We start from the raw sequence: 18,900 nt of genomic DNA, 5'->3' as shown, positions 1-18,900 counted from the left end.
CTACCTGTTGAGCATTACCCGCCAGCGTCTGAAACTGGTTTCCAAGCTCATAAAACATCAATAGCAAAAGCGGGTGCCATAGGGCAGTTAGATAACCAAATCTATAAGCTTTGGGATAATGTGCCTGCTCCTGGCAGCCAATCAGCGGTGACAACCGGCGGATCCCCTTGGCAGTGGCTTCATGATGAAAACAATGCGACTGGAATCGCTAGATTTGATAGCCAATACTGGCGCGCTAATGTTGATCCTTCTGAGCGTTATGTGATGTCAGTAAAGGGCAGCACTCAATACCGAGTCGATACCGATGGTACCGGTATTGATAATCTGTTTGTGACTGGTGATTGGATTAAAACCGGGATTAATGCAAGCTGCGTTGAAGCGGCAACCATGGCGGGAATGCAAACATCTCGAGCGATATGTGGCTACCCTGAAGTCATTAAAGGTGAAAAAGACTTTTAGTCTGTTATTACTAGGGTCTGTTGAACTTTCATGGTTGTTTTTACAGCAATTCATTGGCCATTTTGACAAGATAGAGGCTATGTTGTGTAGTGATTCTCCACAAAGAGCCTTTAACGCAGAAAAAATGGCCAAAAAATGCTGTCCTTTGGATCCGTTTCATTGCTTCTATTCTTTCATGACTAGAATGGGTTATGAGCGCTTCACGTAACTGGCTAAGCGTCATCGCTCAAGCCTTGCACTAGAAGCATTATTGCTTACGGTAAATAATCGAACAAAAACTAAGCTCGAAAGAACAACAGACCCTAGCACAACTCCATATAAAGGGTAGGGCGTATGCTTTGTCCTTTTATAACACTGTTAATGTTTGCAGCTACACTATTTAAAGAGGTTGCCATTGCTATGGTTATTAACAGAGAGGGGGAAAGATGGTTGCAAGCGTTAATACTGCCAAGAAAAAGCTTCAATCTGTAACAAGGTCAGTGAGTCAATCATTAAAGACACAACCTACTAGTGTGGATGCTTCTCTGTTTCTAAAACAGAAACTCTCAGGTCAAAAGCTTGAAGATTGCCAAGCACTGCTGCAATTATTTTCTACTGTAACCAAACAACCTGCTGTCATGTGGGGTAGCATCATAGGTTTTGGCCAATATCACTACCGCTATGCTTCTGGTCGTGAAGGAGATTGGCCAATAACGGGTTTTGCAGCAAGAAAAAATGATATCACTATATACCTTATGAATGGTTTTATGTTTACCAAGAGATTCTACCTAAGCTTGGTAAACATAAAACCGGTAAGTCATGTTTATATATAAAGCGGTTAAGTGATGTAGATTTAGCGGTATTGAGTGAATTGATCCGCGACTCAATTGCCAAAATGAAAAAACGTTACCCAGAATGAGCTTGGTTGGTAAGGTTTTCTCCCTTCAAAAAATGCGCTTCCATTAATAATGAAAGCGCACTGTTGCTAAAGCTTATCTGATAATCGGTGCTAGTCGTTAATCTAGTAACCTATGGTCGCGCTGCCTGCTCGACGTGGATCTGATGAGCCAAATATACCTTGTTCAGTCACCATGATTGATTGTGTCGAACCCATAGCGTTATTGACCTTTATCTTATGGCCTTTCTCCTCCAACAGCTGACGAGTATCGAGGTTCAACGTATGTTCCACTCGCAATACATCAGGCAACCATTGATGGTGAACTCGAGCTGCATTGGTCGCTTCAGCGATGTTGAAGTCATGGTCGATCACATTCATAATGACTTGTAAGGTCGTGGTGATAATGCGAGAACCACCAGGACTACCAGTCACGATATACGGTTTACCGTCTTTCATTACGATAGTCGGGCTCATGGAACTCAATGGTCGTTTTCTGCCCTCAACAGCATTAGCCTCACCACCGATTAAGCCAAAGCCGTTGGGCACTCCAGGTTTTGCGGAAAAGTCATCCATTTCATTGTTAAGTAATATGCCAGTGCCTTTGGCAACTAAGCCTGAACCATAGCTAAAATTAAGGGTATAAGTATTGGATACCGCATTGCCCCATTTATCCACCACAGAATAATGGGTAGTTTGGTTACTTTCATAGGGCGCGAGTTTGCCGGGTTTAATTTCGCTGCTAGGCGTAGCCCTATTCATGACAATTTTTTTCGAGAGTGTTTTGGCGTACTCTTTATTGGTCAAAGCATCAACCGGCACATTAACAAAGTCAGGATCACCCAAATACTCACTGCGATCGGCATAGGCCCGCTTCATTGATTCTGTCATTAGGTGCAAAGTGGCGGCGCTGTTGTGGCCAAGTTTTCCTATCGGATATTGCTCTAACATATTGAGCATCTCGATAATATGGATACCACCTGATGATGGTGGCGGCATAGAAACGACTTGATAGCCGCGATAATTACCCGATACAGGCTTTCTTTCAATAGCTTGATATTGTTTTAAATCATCAAGGGTCATTATGCCACCGGCGGCTTTAACTGCTGCGACGATCTTTTCGGCCGTTTCACCTTGATAAAATCCTTTGCTACCCTGTTTTGCTATTAACGACAATGAATTCGCCAATTCTGGTTGTGTTAAGATTTCACCGCTTTGGTAGTCAGTGTTATCTTTTTTGTAGAAAATCTCTCTAGAGCTTGGCCATTGGGCAATTCGTCTCTTTAACCCTGATAGTGAAGAAGCTAAATCAGGGGTAACGACTATGCCATTTTTAGCCAAATCAATTGCAGTTTTAGTGACCTGAGCCATGGTCATCGTGCCGTACTGCTCTAGTGCGAGTTCCATCCCCATCACTGTCCCTGGCACCCCGACTGCCAGACCGTGTTCACGGCTAAGTTTTTTTACTGCATTTCCTTTTTCATCGAGAAAAATGTCTTTGTGCGCCTTAGCTGGAGCCATTTCTCGGTAATCGATTGCAACAGTCTTATTTTGCTCAGCCAGATGCACTAACATAAAACCGCCGCCACCAATGTTACCAGCTCTTGGTAAGGTGACCGCTAGACTAAAACCTACTGCGACTGCAGCATCTACAGCATTACCGCCTTGCTTAAGTATTGCTACTCCCGCCTGGGTTGCTAATGCTTCTTGGCTGGCAACCATACCGTGTTCAGCCCAAACTGGGTGCGCAGTGGCCATATGGCTGTAGATAGATGTCTCGGCGGCACTCACCGATAGCGGTGCGCTGGCGGTGAGTGTTAGAGTCGTGAGGGGAATTGCCATTGAAATGGCAAATGCTAAGGCTTTAAACGAGCGCATTTTCAATCCTTTGTTTATTGTCTGTAGAGGTTGATTCTCTAGGGGAAACCCCATTCAACTCTTAAATTAGACTAGCAATGTGCCGCTTATCGGGTATAAATGCAATAGCGATAGATTAATCACCTATATTGGTGGTTAGTATTGAAAGAGCCTAAACATAACGGGAGTGATAAAAGAGTTTGGATAAGCAACAGACCAAAGAAAGCGTAGACCTAAATGGTGATTTTCAGCTCAGGGCTGAATTTATTGAAAGTATTGATGCGGTCAGTCCTAAAATTTGGGACCGATTAATGGGTGATAACAATCCATTTAATAATCATGCTTATTTGGCTGCACTGGAGCGCAGTGGGTGTGTTTGCCAGCGTACAGGCTGGAAACCATTGCATCTTGTTGTGTACCACCTTACTGACATTGTCGCTGTGATGCCCTTGTATATAAAAAGTCATTCCTATGGTGAATATATCTTTGACTGGGCCTGGGCTGAAGCGTACGAAAGACATCAAATCCCCTATTATCCAAAGCTTGTCTCAGCCATTCCATTTACCCCTGTTACAGGCAAACGGATTGGCATCGCGGCTGATATGCCTCTGCAAATTGTTTGCGATGCAATTACCCAGGTGCTTGGTGATATTTCGATAGAAAACGGTTTCTCTAGCTGGCACTGTTTATTCCTCCCTAAAGCACAGTTCAGCAGTATGTCTCAAGCACATACCGCTGACAATGCATGTTTAACAAGGCTGAGTACTCAGTTTCACTGGCACAATAGAGACTATAAGGATTTTGATGGTTTTTTAATGTCTTTGACCTCGCGTAAACGTAAAGACATCAATAAAGAGCGCGCCAAACTAGCGCCACATAAGTTGAGCTTTGAGTTTGTTGCAGCCAGTGATACGACGGCAGCAATGTGGCAAAGTTTCTACGCCTGTTATAGGCAAACTTATGCAAAACGCTCAGGGCATGCGGGCTACTTAAATCTAGCGTTTTTTGAGTCAATTGCTAATACCATGCCTGATAATGTCTTGCTGCTATTGGTGCAAGATACACAGGGGCAGGTAATCGCATCTGCACTGTATTTTAAGTCTACAACTCATCTCTACGGTCGCTATTGGGGGAGCTTGGTCGATATCGACGGCTTGCACTTTGAAGCTTGCTACTATCAAGGTATTGAATACTGCATTACTGAGAAACTGCAAGTGTTTGACGCTGGCGCGCAAGGTGAGCATAAGGTGGCTCGAGGATTTGAACCTATCGCCACTTACTCAACTCATGAGATCACGCATTCAGAATTTCGCAGCGCTATTGAAAGTTTTACTCTGCAAGAGGCTGACAACATTAAGAGCTATATGCAACAACTCACCAGCAAGTTGCCTTATCGACAAGCCGCTGATTAAGCCATTAGCAAAGGTTTATAGCCTGGAAAAACAGCGGGTTGATTGTTCAACCCAGTGCTAACCAAAAACCGACGCCTATCATTAATGAGCCGGCAATGCGGTTCATCCATTTGATATTATCGCCACGGCTCAAGAATACCCGTAGGCTTTTACCGCCAGTGGCGTAAGCCATCATACTGGTAAATTCAGTAAACATAATAATGGATAATAGTGCCAATAACTGCGGCGCCACTTCCCGTTCAACGTTTATAAACGGAGGTAGCAAGGACACCATAAACGCCCAGCCTTTAGGGTTGGCTATGGCAGTCATAAAGCCTTGAGTCATTAACTCCAAATTGCCGACACTTGGGGCTGTTTGGCCCTCAACTAAAGCCATTTTACCTTTTGAACGCCACATGTTGATGCCGATATAGGCCAAATAAGCACCACCAACCCATTTAAGTACTGCAAAAGCCTCTGGGTAGTTCAGCATAATACTGGCAACGCCCATAACAGCCGCTACAGCCACCAGTGCAACACCTACCAATTCACCGGCCATCATCCACATAGTACGGCGTACACCGATGCTCATCCCTAGTGTCATCGCCAGCGTCATGCACATCCCTGGGGTGATAGAGACAAAAAAGAAGGTTGGTAGAAATACGGCGAGTAGAGCGATATCTGGCATGGGGGAGGGATCTCGTTAGTAAGTGCTTGAGTGGCTAGTATCAGCGATATTTCAGGTAGAACGGCTACAAGTCAAAAGACTGAGCGCCATTGTAGATAATTACTGCTGGCTTGGATATATCATTGCCGAGAAATGTTCAGACTATAGATACAAAAAAACCAGCTTAGTCATTTGGTAGACTTAAGCTGGTTTAACCATGAGCCGCTTTAAGCGTTAGTTATGCTTTCGAAACTCTCAAAAAATTAGAGCACACCGCGTCTTTGTTGATCACGTTCAATAGACTCAAACAAAGCTTTGAAGTTACCTTCGCCAAAACCAAGGTTGTTCTTACGTTGGATGATCTCTATAAAGATTGGCCCAAATAGATTCTTAGTAAAGATCTGTAGCAGGTAACCCTCTTCGTCACCATCTACTAGGATCTGGTGGTGCTTAATACGTTCACGATCTTCAGTCACCTGCGGTAACTTATCGAAAATAGTGTCGTAGTACTCAGGAATAATATCGAGGGTTTGGATTGATGATCCTTCCATAGCATCCAAAGAACCGACAATGTCGCGGCTTCTGAACGCTAAATGTTGTACACCTGGACCGTCATATTCACGTAAGTACTCATCAATTTGGTTTTTGTCATTACCTTTACCTTCATTGATTGGAATACAGAAGCTTCCATCTGGTGAGCGCAAGGCGTATGACACAAGTGCTGTTTGAGAACCTTTAATGTCAAAGTAACGAACTTCAGTGAAACCAAAGATATCTTTATAAAAGTTCGACCAATGTTCCATCGTGCCTTTGTAAACATTGTTCGTCAGGTGATCAACTTCAATAAAGCCCTTTTCTTGGGTGATCACTTGCTCGTCTAAATCTTCAAAGTCAGTGGCATAAATATTGTCATTCTCACCGAATGTGTCGATAAAATAGATAAGGCTGTCACCAATACCGTATATGGCTGGGTATGGCATATCCTTTGCGTCTTCATCTGCAGGCTTTGCACCGCGAGCAACTGCGCCTTCAAAAGCAAACTGTGCATCTTCTACGCGCCAACCCATTGAGCAAATTGCTGGGCCGTGACTTTTGGCAAACTCTGCAGAAAAACCTTTACGTTCGGTATTAAGCAGGAAATTAATATCATTCTGCTTGTAGTAGAGGATCTCTTTAGATTTGGATTTTTTTAGTAAAGAAAAACCAAAATCAATAAAAACCTGATGCATATAATCTTGCTCAGGAGTCGCGAACTCAGTAAATTCGATACCGAGTAAGCCGAGTGGGTTTTGTTCGCTTGCCATTGTTATATCCTTTATCAATTCTTAGTTGCCATTACGTTGATGGCTGTTGCTCTTGGTTAAGTTTAACTTTCAATCCAAGAACGGTTGTAGTCGATGCTCATGCAGTTCTTTACATGTTCAGTCAATTTGAGTGGGGCGAATGTATCGACCATCACTGCGTATTCGTAGGTTTCTGTTTTGCCTATTGAGGCTTCAGTTTTTCCGGGTTGTGGTCCGTGTGGTACACCTTTTTGATGTAATGTCATGTAACCCGCTTCGATACCTGTGCGGCTCATAAAGTCACCGTCGACATAATAAAGCACTTCATCACTGTCGATATTGGAATGGTAGTAAGGCGCTGGGATCGATTGTGGGTGGAAATCATAAGGGCGTGGTACAAAGTTACAGATAACAAAGTTATGCGCTGTAAATACCAGATGGTCAGAGGGCGGCAAATGAATTTTACCCACCTTAGGGGCATATTCTTGAATATTAAATGCCCATGGATAAACACAGCCATCCCAGCCGACGAGATCAAACGGATGCCACTCTAGAGCGGTTAGCTGATATTTGTCGCCAAATTTACATACTAATGAGAAATTACCTTTCTCAACAATGGCCTCTTGCAAAACAGGGGTGCGGATATCTCGTTCGCAGTAAGGCGCTGATTCAAGCATCTGCCCATATTCGTTACGAAAGTGTTTCGGAACCTCAACCATGGTCGAAGACTCGATGACAAACAGGCGAGCTGCCTTATAGTCATCAAATTTAAGTTGGTAGGTAGTCCCTCTTGGAATGATGAGATAATCCCATTTTTTAACTGCTAAGGCGCCGTACTCACTTAGTAACGTCCCTTCGCCTTCGTGAACAAAAAGCACTTCATCCGCATAAGCGTTACGATAAAACTCGTCGGTATCTTCAGTCACTTTAGCGGTGTACATCGCCACGTCGTTATTGAAGAAAATCTTATTGCGGGCACTAAAGAAATTACCTTGGCAATCAGCTTGTTTAGTATCTAGCTTATAATTTTGTACTAAAGAGTCTTGCCAGTCTGCACCATGGCTTAAGCTATAAGGCGCGACTTCTAATGCCTTTGTTGGCATGTTGTGGTGATACTTATTGGAATAGATATTGGAAAAGCCATGGGTCGAGAACAGCTCTTCACGATAAAGCTCCCCATTGTCTTTTTTGAATGTGATATGACGCTTGGTAGGGATCTCTCCCTGCTTCACATAAAATGGCATACTGGCTTTCCTTCCTGTGTGCGTTCGCACTTATTCTAATAATGTGATCTTGTTATCAATTTAGTTGCTAACAACAGCAAAAAAAAGAATAATAATTAACCCAACTTAATCTATTTTTTAGATGGTATATTTGTGTTTACGCTAGGAGAGTAATATGCGCATTGATGTCGACGCATTTAAAGTGCTGCAAGTGCTGGTGGAAGAGGGCAGTTTTGCTAAGGCTGCTGAGCGATTGCATAAAGCGCAGTCTGCGGTGAGCTATCAAGTCAAAAAGCTAGAGCAACACCTGGGTGTAAACCTTTTTTGTCGGGATCAATACCGCGCTGAATTAACACCTGAAGGTAAAGTTATTTTGGCTGAAGGGCAAAGGTTACTGCAGTACCTGACAAATATTGAGCATTTAGCCAGCAGATTCAGCGAAGGCTGGGAGCCGAAGCTTGAGTTAGTGGTTGATGGTGCATTGCCTATGAAGCCGATTATGCGCGCGTTAAAAAGAATGGCAGAACAACAGATCCCGACAAAAGTACAGCTGAATATGGAGTTCCTCGGGGGAGTTCAAGAACGTTTTGAACGTGACAGTGCTGATTTAATGTTGGTGAAGGATTATCGAACGGGCCCCCATTACCGGCCTCAGCCTTTGCCTAAGATCACCAGTATATTAGTCACAGCAGCAAGCCATCCATTATCGAGTGAGAACAACATTAGTCTTTTTGAATTGCAGCGGCATGTTGAACTTACTATTGAGGACTCCTCACCGGAAAAGTTGCATCGTGATGAGTTGCAATTTGGCGGCGATAAAGTGTTCTACTTGTCTGGTTTTATCATGAAAAAGAATGCACTGCTGATGGGATTAGGTTTTGGCTGGATGCCTGACTTTTTGATTGCTGATGAGCTTAATAGTGGTCAGTTGCTCGAAGTCGATTTTAGCGGCGGCAGTCGTTTTAGTTTTACACCTCAGCTGGTATCCACGATGGAGCGCCCCTTAGGCAGAGCCGGGCGTTTATTTACTGAATTGATCATGGAAGAGTTTGCTGCGGAAGATACGACAACGTTAGGTGAGTAATTTTAACTGCCCTAACAGGTTCATTGCTGCAGGCTGAACCCATCCAGCTAGATTCATCAAGGCGAGGCATTGATTGCCACTAATTGAGGTCTTCTTGGTAAAATCGATAACACCGTTTTTTACTAAGCGCTGCCCCTCATAGTAGGCTTGGTGCCAGCCTGCTTATCTGTTGCACTCACTTAAAAGGGAATAACCGTTTTTTACGTCCATACATCTAGCGTTTAACTGGCAGCAGGCCTTAAAAATGAGTATCTACATGTAGACTAATTATCTTTGATGAGAATATCGATAATTTCGCGGGTTTTGTTATTGACCTTAATTGGCACATCATCAATGTCGATGACAAGATTTCCATTGGAGTCGATAGGCGATGTGACTCTGCCGCGAGAGAATAGCTCGTCACTTAGCCTGTCGCCTCGCGTTAGCTTTTTTTGCCATCCAGGTGGTAATGGCTCTCCTCGGTCAACTTTCTTTTGCAGGCCATAGGGCAGTGTTTGTTGCTTATTTTTACCTTTTTGCTTGTCACTTTTATCATGTTTGTCAGATGCATACACAGAGCCGTTACTGATGACGATTGCAAGTAGTACAAATACAATCCTGTTGATTTTTAACTTCATAGTACGCTCAACGCTGTTATTCATTACGACTAAGTATAGTCAATGCAGATTGCATTGGCATATTGCAAACAAGGATCAAAAGTCATGTGACTGGTGAGGAATCACCTGAATATATAGAAGGGAACCGAGGCCCATATTATTCAAAATTCGCAAGCTTTTAGCTTGGTGTAATGGGCTGAGATAACACTTTTTAACCTGTTTTATAAGCACTTAACCGTGATGTGCCGTTGTTAAGTTTACGTTCAGTTAGCATCAATTAGAATAACCTCATTGAAAACTGGTATGCCTTATGCAGATATCAATTATTGAACTAAATAGTCTTCTCTAATTAAAGAGCAGCATAAGGCCAGTTCTAAACGGAGGTATAGTATGGACAACTCAACAATACAGAGCCACGCAGCTGGTCTATATAAAGAGTATGCTCAAGATCTAGTTATTGGAAATCATTTTGTTTCAGACAAGCGTTTACAAGAGTTTGTTGCTGATCTGAGCCGTGATGGCCTATTGCTTGAAACATTTAAATGGGATGACTGGTACAACAATAGTTACATGGTTGACCGCCCCGAATACATAGCTGATGCCACAATGTATGAATGTCAGCTGTTAGTCACAGCGATGTCTCGCTTAGACAGGTTTAGTCCTGGGGTACTCAGCAATATGCGTCAGCAAGGTGTGTTAAACGCAATTGTTGAGCGGTTTAGAGCGCTATCGTTTCAGCCTGCATTATAAATTAGTTTGAAACTGTGAATGTAAAAAGCCGCATAATGCGGCTTTTCTGCTTTTAAGCTTTAATTATTGGCGAGATTAATCTGCAAATGGCACTGGGCGAGGTGTCTCTGCAGTCGATGGCGGCAGAATTGGTAACACAATTTGCGGCTGCTCACCGGTTAAAGAATTCAAGAATGACACTATTTGTTTAGTTTCTTCTTCTGATAATGCCTGTCCCAATTGGATATCAGCCATGGTATTTACAGCTTCTGCCAATTCCCAAACACTGCCATCGTGGAAGTACGGGTAGGTCAGTTCAATATTTCTTAGCGTTGGTACTTTGAACACAAACTTGTCGGCCTCTTTACCGGTAACCCCTTTTCGTCCTTCAGCTGGGTTATTGGTGTGGAAAGGCTTAACAAGTCCCATCTTCATATACATAGTGCCACCGACCGCTGGGCCGTTATGGCAACTTACACACCCTTTGTCTTTAAATAACTGATAGCCCGCTTTAGCATCGCTGCTGATAGCATTTTTGTCGCCAAGTAAAAACTTATCTAAGGGGGCATTTGGTGTGACAAGTGTTTTTTCGAATTCTGCAATGGCATCAGTGATCTCTTCAATCGTAATACCATCGTTGTGGTAAACGCTCGCAAATCGCGCCTGATAAGCAGGCATTGAACGAATAGTATCTACTGCCAGTTCGTGGCTAAAGCCCATCTCTTTAGGGTTAGCGATAGGACCACCGGCTTGCTCTTTAAGATCTTTTGCTCGACCATCCCAAAATTGTGCCAATCCATATTCAGCGTTTAGTACGGTAGGGGAGTTAATAGGCCCTTGTTGCCAGTTATGTCCTATTGACGTTGGCAAAGCATCGACGCCGCCAAGTGACAAGTTGTGGCAAGAGTTACAAGAGATAAAACCTGACTTCGATAGTCTAGGTTCGAAAAATAGCATTTTACCGAGCTCTACTTTTTCAGGGTTGGTGATTACTGCTGCGGGTATTATCTCGATAGGTTCGCTTGCAGCAAATACAGTAGCAGAAAAAACAGTAGTCATGGCGATAGTAAGAATTGATAATTTGGTCATGGGCGCCCCTATAAGCTTACATTGAGTATGGTTATTTGTTGGGGCTATATTAAGTGATTATTTTTATTCAAGATAACTATATGAATCGATTGGGACTATCGCTAGATTGGATTAATTTAATGGGATCTTAGTCGCAGTAGAAATCAATTTAGCTTGCTAGGGTAAATAAGCCTCAGTTGTAGAGTGTCACGTTTGTGCTTAGAGTCTATTACGCATAAAACAGTGAGATAACACACTGATTATTATCGTTTCAATCTGCGTAGTAAAATCTTCCTATCAAGCCAGCGAGCGGTATTGCTCATGTGGTTTTGACTTTTTTTGAGCCAATACCGCGCCCAAGTGTATTCTAAGCTTAACACTGCTAAACCTATCGGTAGCAATATCCAAGCTGGACCTGGCAATATTATGAGGGCTGCACCTGTTAGTGTCAGTAATCCCCCTACGACAGTAATAAGTGTTTTCTTTAGCATTCCATTCTCCTTGTTTTACATTAGTTGTAAAACTTGCACCTGAGCATTCGTACGTTAATTGTACTCATTGAGTATATGCCTGATCTGCTTTGAAAGGTAAAAGCAACTGTAACAATTTCTGTCTTTAATATTAACCAAGTATAAGTTTTTGGCATTGCAATATTGCATTGTTCTATATTGAGTGATTAAGGTGTTTGCAACGCTAACCTTGGTGATATCGCTATGATTGACTAGAATCTTTGATAGGTAGTGCATGTTAATGCTGCGAGGCAGAAGGTAAAGGAGGCTTAATATTCAATATGCGTGGTTATATTTTTAACTATATTCAAAGGATTACTGATGTGGTCGGCAAATACCTATGGATTACGCTGCTTTTGCTGCTAAGCAGCACATCATCGTTTAGTTATGGGGACACACTGTATTTAACCTCTTTGCATTGGCCACCCTACGCTGGCAGTCAGTTGAAGAATGAGGGGGCAAGTATTGCGATAGCTCGTGCGGCATTAGAAGCTGTTGGGCATAAGGTTCAGGTCGATTTCTATCCTTGGAGCCGTGCTGTGCGAATGGCATCAAGAGATGATTCAAAATATTCCGGATATTTACCTGAATATGCTTACCCAACAGAAAAATTCGTCTTTTCAAATTCGATGGGGAGTAGCCCTTTGGGGTTGGTTGAGCAAAAGCGTCACCCTATTAGCTGGTCAAATCAGAGTGACCTTAATCAATACACTATTGGCATAGTCCAAGGGTACGTTAACACTGAACAACTCGATAATATGATTGCCCAAGGTGTACAGCCAGCTGAAGCGGTCGCTTCAGATATCCATAATATTAAAAAAGTAGTTTCAGGGCGCATAGATGCTGCAGTTATCGATACCTATGTTTTGGGTTATTTACTTGCACAACCTGATATGAAGCCTGTTGCTAGTCGAGTACAGTTGAATAAACATATTTTGACCCACAAAGAGCTTTATATTGCCTTTAAAAATAATGAAGAAGGTAAGAAGTGGCGCGATCTTTTTAATCAAGGTTTGGCTAAAATCGATGTGGATAAAATACTAAAACAGAACATGCCGCAATAGCTTTGTCATCTGCTTGACCTTACTCTGTCTTATTAGTCGCTTATTTTGTTCTCTTGACCTTAATCACTTCGCTATTAAATCATGGAAACATTGCCTACTGAGTTACAAACATTAGTGGACTTGATTGAGCGCTATCCGCAGTTGCATGCTAGAACCTTGGCTAAAGTAGAGCTTAAAAACCATAGTTATCCCGTTATTAGCGTTGAGTTGGGGGCAAAGGGAGCTGACGTGCCCTGTGTATTATTTGTTGGAGGCGTGCATGGCGTCGAGGTCATTGGCATTCAAGTAATAATGGCGTTGCTTGAAAGTATTCTATCTAGGCTTGAATGGGACTGCCAATTACAGCTGTTGTTAAGCAAAATTAAACTCGCTTTTGTTCCAATTGTTAACCCTATCGGATTACAAAATGGTACACGCTGCAATGGACAGCGAGTGGATTTAATGCGAAATGCTCCTATAGAGGCAGAGACGAAGGTTACCTTTCTCGTTGGTGGCCAAAAACTGTCATCTCATTTGCCTTGGTATAGGGGGCGTAAAGGTGTAGAGCAAGAAACGCAAGCTTTGATCCAGTATGTTGAACAGCTCAAAGCGAATGCCTCTAGCCTTATATCCTTAGATGCACATTCAGGTTTTGGTATGACCGACCACATCTGGTTTCCGTTTGCGGGTTCTAACAAACCGATACAAAACATAGGACAGATCCATTATTTAGAGCAGTTATATCAAGCAAGTTATCCTCATCATCGTCACTACAGTTTTTCACCTCAAAGCTTAATCTATCGAACTCACGGTGATATTTGGGATTACCTTGCAACGCCAAAAAATGATAAGCCTTTTTTGCCATTAACATTAGAGATGGGCTCTTGGAGCTGGGTAAAGAAAAATCCAAGGCAAATGTTTAATTTTGCGGGATTTTTCAATCCACAAAAGCAACACCGACAGTTAAGGGCATTACGCAAGCATACCGTTTTGATGCATTTTTTAATGGACTTAGCAGCAAGTCGAGAGTTGGAGAGTATGAGTTCAGATATGTTAATAAATCAACATCATGCCGCTTTAAGCCGATGGTTTCTGCGCTGATGGATATTGTGCCTAACATTAGCCAAACTAAGTGGATACTTGTGCGCGGTTTAATGCGTGACAAACGTCATTGGCAAGATTTTATTGGATCCTTATCTGCAGCGGTAACGGCATTCAATATCGATGTTATCGCACTCGATTGTTTAGGCAACGGTGAGTTCAGTCATGAGAAAAGTCCATTAAGTATTGCGGCTTATGCCAATGCGTTATTGGAGCAATTGGAGGGGAGTGATAACTGTATTATAGGGCTATCAATGGGAGGAATGATAGCGTTAGAAATGGCACGCTTAGCGCCAGATAAAGTCAGTAAAGTTGTTGTCATTAATACTAGTGCCGCCAATCTTTCGCCATGGTATAGACGTTTTAGTTTAATTGCAGTATTAGCTGCATTTAGGAAGCGAAATAGAAATCACGGGATTGATTGCTTGGAAGCCACTGCGCTCAAATTGTCTAGTGAAGGTTATGGAGATAACCACGCAATCGCTAAGCGTTGGACTGAGCTGAGGTTACAAAATCGAGTTGAATTTTTTAATGTTCTACGTCAAATTTGGGCTTGTGCTCGGTTTAGGTGTTGTGACTCACTGCAGCAGCCTATTGTTGTTTTTAGTGGCAAATTAGACAAATTAGTCTCGCCTGAATGTAGCAAGTTAATCGCGGAACATTATCGATGCCAGCATATTGAATTTACTGACGCAGGGCATGATATCAGTTTAGATAGTTCAGCTGCGCTTATCGCGCAGCTTAAAGCAGTGTTGTGATGAAAGGTTTAAGCTTTCGCAACCACGGTTTGACCAATAGGAGTTAAGCTTAAAATTGCTAGTTTTAAATGCTGTAGCGCAAACGGGATCCCGATGATGGTGATTGCACAAGCAAAGGCGTGCATAATGTGACCAATGGCAAGCCAGATCCCAAACAGTAAAAACCAAACAATATTGCCGACGGTACCAAATGCGCCAGTGCCTAGATCTTCCATGCCCGTGTGAGAACGACGATTAACAGAGTCTTGACCAAATGGCCAAAATGTCATCTCACCAATGACGAAACAGGCTCTGCCGAAAGGGATACCGATAATACTGATGAAACACAGTAAGCCTGCAAACCACCAAGCAAGACCCATTACAAAGCCGCCTAAAATAAACCATGCTATGTTAAACACTAAGCGCAATACTGCCATTTAAGATCCCTCAAAATAAAATTTAGTCACCAATCTCGATGACCCAATTTACAATAATGCCATTATCATGCCATGTTTTAAGTTGTTGTTTTAACTATGTTAGTTTGTGTCGTTGCGATTGCTTGTTAAGCAAAACCACTAAAAAGTGGCCTATTAGACTGCTAGTTCCTGAACTTAACACTATTTACGGGTACAATTATCCCCCCACGGTTTAAAGAGAATGCTTGTGTTCATCAACACACCAATTGATAGTATCGAATTTAACGGTAACCGAGTGTTTGTTAAAAGAGACGACCTGCTTCACAAAGAGTTCTCTGGCAATAAAGCGCGAAAATTTGCTTATTTTTTGAATAATGAGTTCCCAGGTGTTTCACGACTGGTTGGTTATGGCTCTCCTGTGGCGAATTCTCTCTATTCAATGTCCGCTCTTGCAAAACTCAACGGCTGGCAGCTTGATTTCTATACTGACCATATAGCTGCACAAGTGCTGAATTCTGAAAAGGGCAATTATGTGGAGGCCGTCGCAAACGGCGCGAATGTTATTGATTTATCGCTTGTTGTGGACAGGCAAAACCGAAGTTGTCGCGAATATATAGAGCAAGTGGTACTTCCTGCTGACAACCAAGCACTGTTTGTGCCTGAAGGTGGGCGCTGCCTTTATGCTAGGGAAGGGGTGCATCAACTGGCTAAAGAGATAAGCGACTGGTATTCACTAAGTCAATTGACAGAACTTACTGTGTTCCTACCTTCAGGAACAGGCACAACCGCTGTGTTTCTGAGTGAATACTTTTCACTCAATGCCCCCGCTATTTGCGTTAAAACCTGCGCCTGTGTTGGTGACGAAAACTATCTTTCTCAGCAATTTTCAGAGTTAATATCAGATCCGTCGCTTCACCCCCAAGTAGTGAAAACTGACAAAAAATATCATTTTGGAAAACTTTATCGAGAGTTTTATCAGATTTGGCAAAAAGTTGCTGAGCAAGGGATAGAGTTTGAACTGTTGTATGATCCAAAAGGGTGGATGTGCGTAGAAAAGCTATTCTCTGATACTGAAGACGTTAATATTCTCTATATACATCAGGGTGGTTTATTGGGAAATGCGACCATGTTACCGCGTTACCAGCGTAAGTATCCTACCACTTAATGCATTGGTACTAGTGCGTTGATAATTTATGTTTTATGGTGATTTTAGATTGAGGGGTGGGTATCCACTTGGTTAGGCTTTTTACCTGAGCAGAGGTAAAGCCTGAACCAAATGAAGTTAACTAAATAGCTGAATATGTTTCAGTCCTATTCGTTTGCCTATGAAGACAAACTATCGATACGAGTGAGAGGAAATGTATCGAAAAGTCGGTACTACAGATTTAACACTTACTTACTTGAAGACAATAACCACTTCATAAATTTAAGCGCTTCAGTGCGCTTTGAAAAAGTCTGTCTATTTTTACCTTGACTGTCAGTAAAGGCGATTGATGATTTGTTGACAGAAATTGAGTCTACTGGAAAGTTAACGGTAATTTCATGTCCATTTACTAGGTATGACATATGGTCACACTCCTTTTTATTAATGCTACCAATATTGGTAGTGTTTTATAACGATAGAATATCCTTAGCATTTTCGCGAAAGATGAATTTAAGTTCCATTCGAGATTACTCATCTTTTTATGCTTATACAAGTGGCTTGGTACGCAGTATTGTTAACGAATATGTCGCTAAGATCACAAATACTGAACTATTCTCAAGCTGCAACGAAGTAAAACATAAAGATATGACAGTAAAATGACTGCCGATTAAGATGATCGAACCTGTTGTGATAACGCTTATGTGGGGATCAAACGACGAATCGTGGACTTTACAGAAGGCGGTGAAAGTATATCAAAAAAGGGTATATCTCTAAAACTGAGCGGATTATATCCAGTTAGCACAACTTGTCAACACAATTAATCAAAATCGTATAGGAAATATAGTTAATTATTAAGTGTTAACAATACGTTAAACCATGCTAAGTTTAATGTAGCTTCTAAGTTGTTGGCTTTTAAAGGGGTCTATTAATGACAAGGATTATTTTTTATTTGGGACTGATATTGCTAGCGAGCAATATTTCTGTTGCATCTGCGGTTACAACAGGGCTTGCTAGTGCTGTTAAACCGAATGTAGAGTCGTCAGATGAGCCGAATACCACGAGTGTTAAAACCAGTAGTTATGACTATAAAGATAGTTTGTTTAGAGACACTCCGCGAGGAACGATTGAGGGGTTCTTTGAGGCAACATTTGAGCAGAATTTTGATAAAGCAGCCAAGTATTTAGATCTACGCTATTTGCCCGATGGAATGTCAAAGGAGCTTGGGCCTGAATACGCAAAGCAATTAGTGGCGATCATTGAGCGTAATATTTGGGTCAATCTTGAAGAGATCAGTGATTTACCCAGTGGAGCAAGTGATGACCAATTGCCAAATTATCGCGACGCATTTGGCCGAGTAGAGGTTAAAGGCAATCAGATCACCCTTTTATTGCAAAAAGTCCCCGATAAACAACTCGGTAAAATTTGGAAAATCTCCAATGCAACAGTCGCGAAAGTACCAATGTTGTATAGCGAACTCGGTTATGGTCCCATCGTTGAGTGGTATGTTCAAAATATTCCACAAGGGCACCTGTTTAAACTGAACTTGTGGGAATGGGCGCTGCTTATCAGCTACCTTGTTCTAGCATTACTGGTCGTTATTCCGCTGACTTGGCTTGTAAAAAAGCTCATTCTTCGCAGTCAATATCAATATAAAGCTGATTTAGCCCATTTAGTGGTAGGGCCTTCTCGCTTGTTATTAGCGCTATTACTAGACCGTGCATGGATGGCTAACACCACGCTTTCGGCAAATGTTATGGCGGTCGTTAACACTGGGTTTCTTTTGGTTATTGCAATTATCTGGTTTATTTGGAGTTTGACCGACGTATTGCAAAATAGTTTACGCTTACGTTGGATTAATCAAGGCAAGAGCCAAACGGCATCGCTGTTACGGCCGCTAGCTAATTTTATAAGGGTGATTCTCGTCGCTCTGACTATCTTGATCTGGCTTGAACATCTGGGCTTTGATGCATCAACGATACTTGCCGGGTTAGGGATTGGTGGCGTAGCGATTGCCTTAGCGTCTAAACAGTCGATTGAAAACTTTATTGGTACCATAACCTTATACTCTTCAGCGCCAATAAGAGTAGGCGATGTGGGGCGGTTCAGTACCATTACCGGCACGGTTGAAGAGATTGGCCTGCGCTGTACACGTATTCGAACCATTGATAGAACCGTGATAAATGTGCCTAATGCGCGTTTATCTGAGATGGATATCGAGAATATATCTGAACGAGAGAAAATTCGTTTTAAAACCGATATTAGGTTGGATTATAAAACTAATACCGAGCAGTTACATGGGATTATAGACGATATAAAGAGCTTACTTGTAAAGCATGACAAAGTAGATGAAACACCATTAAGGGTGACTTTTAAGGGGTTTGGTTTACATGGGCTGCAACTAAATGTTTTTGCCTATATTGGTACAACGGATTTTGCAGAGTTCCAATTGGTGTCAGAAGAACTTCATTTTGGAATTATGAATACAGTGGTTAAGCATGGTTCGCGTATTGTACCAGTGGTTCCTATTGCACCAGAATAAAGCCAATGAGTAATAAAAAGGCCGCTATTAGCGTAATGCCGTTCACTTAACGTGAACGGCTTTCTTTTTTATGGGATATCGGTCCTTTGAACACTTCAACACTCTAGGGTAACTACGCTCCCTTTTCCCCTCTAAAATAAACTGTTTAGCATTCTTTTCTATATCAAAGATTACCTTAGG

19 protein-coding genes and 2 pseudogenes are annotated in these 18,900 nt (G+C 42.2%); 11 read left to right on the top strand and 10 right to left on the bottom strand.

Annotated features, from left to right (window positions below; genetic code table 11):
• From AB4238_RS18410 to AB4238_RS18400, 3 genes and pseudogenes are all read left to right on the top strand, one after another.
• Positions 1–459, top strand: a pseudogene (locus AB4238_RS18410) (acetoacetate decarboxylase); the annotation flags it as partial.
• Positions 460–884: 425 nt separating this feature from the next.
• Complete coding sequence (locus tag AB4238_RS18405) at positions 885–1,271, top strand: DUF1801 domain-containing protein (protein ID WP_372034754.1); 387 nt, start codon at positions 885–887, stop codon at positions 1,269–1,271.
• Entirely contained in the window at positions 1,220–1,357 is a 138-nt protein-coding gene (locus AB4238_RS18400) for a hypothetical protein (protein WP_372034757.1), read from the top strand. Before AB4238_RS18405 ends, AB4238_RS18400 begins: the two co-directional genes overlap by 52 nt.
• A gap of 102 nt (positions 1,358–1,459) precedes the next feature.
• Here AB4238_RS18400 and ggt read toward each other — a convergent pair whose 3' ends face one another.
• The gene (gene ggt, locus AB4238_RS18395) at positions 1,460–3,211 is read right to left on the bottom strand and encodes a gamma-glutamyltransferase (protein ID WP_372034753.1); all 1,752 of its coding nucleotides are present in this window, start codon (positions 3,209–3,211) and stop codon (positions 1,460–1,462) included.
• Between the two features lie 245 nt (positions 3,212–3,456).
• On the opposite strand from ggt, the gene AB4238_RS18390 reads away from it, so the two are divergent.
• On the top strand, positions 3,457–4,602 hold the full coding sequence (locus tag AB4238_RS18390) for a GNAT family N-acetyltransferase (protein ID WP_372034756.1): 1,146 nt from the start codon (positions 3,457–3,459) through the stop codon (positions 4,600–4,602).
• A gap of 46 nt (positions 4,603–4,648) precedes the next feature.
• On the opposite strand, the gene AB4238_RS18385 is transcribed toward AB4238_RS18390, so the two are convergent.
• From AB4238_RS18385 to AB4238_RS18375, 3 genes are all read right to left on the bottom strand, one after another.
• Positions 4,649–5,269 carry a LysE family translocator gene (locus tag AB4238_RS18385; protein WP_220737467.1) on the bottom strand — a complete coding sequence of 207 codons (621 nt, stop codon included), beginning with the start codon at positions 5,267–5,269 and terminating at the stop codon, positions 4,649–4,651.
• Positions 5,270–5,511: 242 nt separating this feature from the next.
• Positions 5,512–6,552, bottom strand: coding sequence for a 4-hydroxyphenylpyruvate dioxygenase (gene hppD / locus AB4238_RS18380; protein WP_248974668.1), 1,041 nt, complete (start codon positions 6,550–6,552; stop codon positions 5,512–5,514).
• 62 nt (positions 6,553–6,614) lie between these two features.
• On the bottom strand, positions 6,615–7,775 hold the full coding sequence (locus AB4238_RS18375) for a homogentisate 1,2-dioxygenase (RefSeq protein ID WP_372034752.1): 1,161 nt from the start codon (positions 7,773–7,775) through the stop codon (positions 6,615–6,617).
• 154 nt (positions 7,776–7,929) lie between these two features.
• On the opposite strand from AB4238_RS18375, the gene AB4238_RS18370 reads away from it, so the two are divergent.
• Positions 7,930–8,838: a LysR family transcriptional regulator gene (locus AB4238_RS18370; RefSeq protein WP_372034751.1), complete on the top strand. Its 909-nt coding sequence runs from the start codon at positions 7,930–7,932 to the stop codon at positions 8,836–8,838.
• A 263-nt stretch (positions 8,839–9,101) separates the two neighbouring features.
• Here the strand turns inward: AB4238_RS18370 and AB4238_RS18365 are convergent, their stop codons facing one another.
• The gene (locus tag AB4238_RS18365; RefSeq protein ID WP_372034750.1) at positions 9,102–9,455 is read right to left on the bottom strand and encodes a hypothetical protein; all 354 of its coding nucleotides are present in this window, start codon (positions 9,453–9,455) and stop codon (positions 9,102–9,104) included.
• 369 nt (positions 9,456–9,824) lie between these two features.
• Here AB4238_RS18365 and AB4238_RS18360 point away from each other — a divergent pair, with 369 nt between their 5' ends.
• On the top strand, positions 9,825–10,184 hold the full coding sequence (locus AB4238_RS18360) for a DUF6508 domain-containing protein (RefSeq protein ID WP_372034749.1): 360 nt from the start codon (positions 9,825–9,827) through the stop codon (positions 10,182–10,184).
• Between the two features lie 75 nt (positions 10,185–10,259).
• Here the strand turns inward: AB4238_RS18360 and AB4238_RS18355 are convergent, their stop codons facing one another.
• Positions 10,260–11,222 carry a cytochrome-c peroxidase gene (locus AB4238_RS18355; protein WP_372034755.1) on the bottom strand — a complete coding sequence of 321 codons (963 nt, stop codon included), beginning with the start codon at positions 11,220–11,222 and terminating at the stop codon, positions 10,260–10,262.
• 272 nt (positions 11,223–11,494) lie between these two features.
• Positions 11,495–11,722, bottom strand: coding sequence for a PGPGW domain-containing protein (locus tag AB4238_RS18350; protein ID WP_372034748.1), 228 nt, complete (start codon positions 11,720–11,722; stop codon positions 11,495–11,497).
• Positions 11,723–12,021: 299 nt separating this feature from the next.
• Between AB4238_RS18350 and AB4238_RS18345 the strand changes: the two genes are divergently transcribed.
• The 3 genes from AB4238_RS18345 (at position 12,022) to AB4238_RS18335 (ending at position 14,642) form a co-directional block, all read left to right on the top strand.
• On the top strand, positions 12,022–12,804 hold the full coding sequence (locus AB4238_RS18345) for a substrate-binding periplasmic protein (protein ID WP_372034747.1): 783 nt from the start codon (positions 12,022–12,024) through the stop codon (positions 12,802–12,804).
• 81 nt (positions 12,805–12,885) lie between these two features.
• The gene (locus AB4238_RS18340; protein WP_372034746.1) at positions 12,886–13,884 is read left to right on the top strand and encodes a M14 family zinc carboxypeptidase; all 999 of its coding nucleotides are present in this window, start codon (positions 12,886–12,888) and stop codon (positions 13,882–13,884) included.
• On the top strand, positions 13,884–14,642 hold the full coding sequence (locus tag AB4238_RS18335) for an alpha/beta fold hydrolase (RefSeq protein ID WP_372034745.1): 759 nt from the start codon (positions 13,884–13,886) through the stop codon (positions 14,640–14,642). Before AB4238_RS18340 ends, AB4238_RS18335 begins: the two co-directional genes overlap by 1 nt.
• 8 nt (positions 14,643–14,650) lie before the next feature.
• On the opposite strand, the gene AB4238_RS18330 is transcribed toward AB4238_RS18335, so the two are convergent.
• Positions 14,651–15,058 carry a YccF domain-containing protein gene (locus AB4238_RS18330; RefSeq protein ID WP_372034744.1) on the bottom strand — a complete coding sequence of 136 codons (408 nt, stop codon included), beginning with the start codon at positions 15,056–15,058 and terminating at the stop codon, positions 14,651–14,653.
• Positions 15,059–15,278: 220 nt separating this feature from the next.
• Here AB4238_RS18330 and AB4238_RS18325 point away from each other — a divergent pair, with 220 nt between their 5' ends.
• Complete coding sequence (locus AB4238_RS18325; RefSeq protein ID WP_372034743.1) at positions 15,279–16,202, top strand: 1-aminocyclopropane-1-carboxylate deaminase/D-cysteine desulfhydrase; 924 nt, start codon at positions 15,279–15,281, stop codon at positions 16,200–16,202.
• Positions 16,203–16,429: 227 nt separating this feature from the next.
• Here AB4238_RS18325 and AB4238_RS18320 read toward each other — a convergent pair whose 3' ends face one another.
• On the bottom strand, positions 16,430–16,603 hold the full coding sequence (locus tag AB4238_RS18320) for a hypothetical protein (RefSeq protein ID WP_220737454.1): 174 nt from the start codon (positions 16,601–16,603) through the stop codon (positions 16,430–16,432).
• 506 nt (positions 16,604–17,109) lie between these two features.
• Here AB4238_RS18320 and AB4238_RS18315 point away from each other — a divergent pair.
• Entirely contained in the window at positions 17,110–18,720 is a 1,611-nt protein-coding gene (locus AB4238_RS18315) for a mechanosensitive ion channel family protein (protein ID WP_372034742.1), read from the top strand.
• A gap of 42 nt (positions 18,721–18,762) precedes the next feature.
• Here AB4238_RS18315 and AB4238_RS18310 read toward each other — a convergent pair.
• A pseudogene (locus tag AB4238_RS18310) lies at positions 18,763–18,900 on the bottom strand (IS4 family transposase); the annotation flags it as partial.

The sequence above is a fragment of the Shewanella sp. 10N.286.45.A1 genome (assembly GCF_041470405.1).
Classification (GTDB): Bacteria; Pseudomonadota; Gammaproteobacteria; order Enterobacterales; family Shewanellaceae; genus Shewanella.
This window is presented reverse-complemented; position numbering and strand designations above follow the sequence as displayed.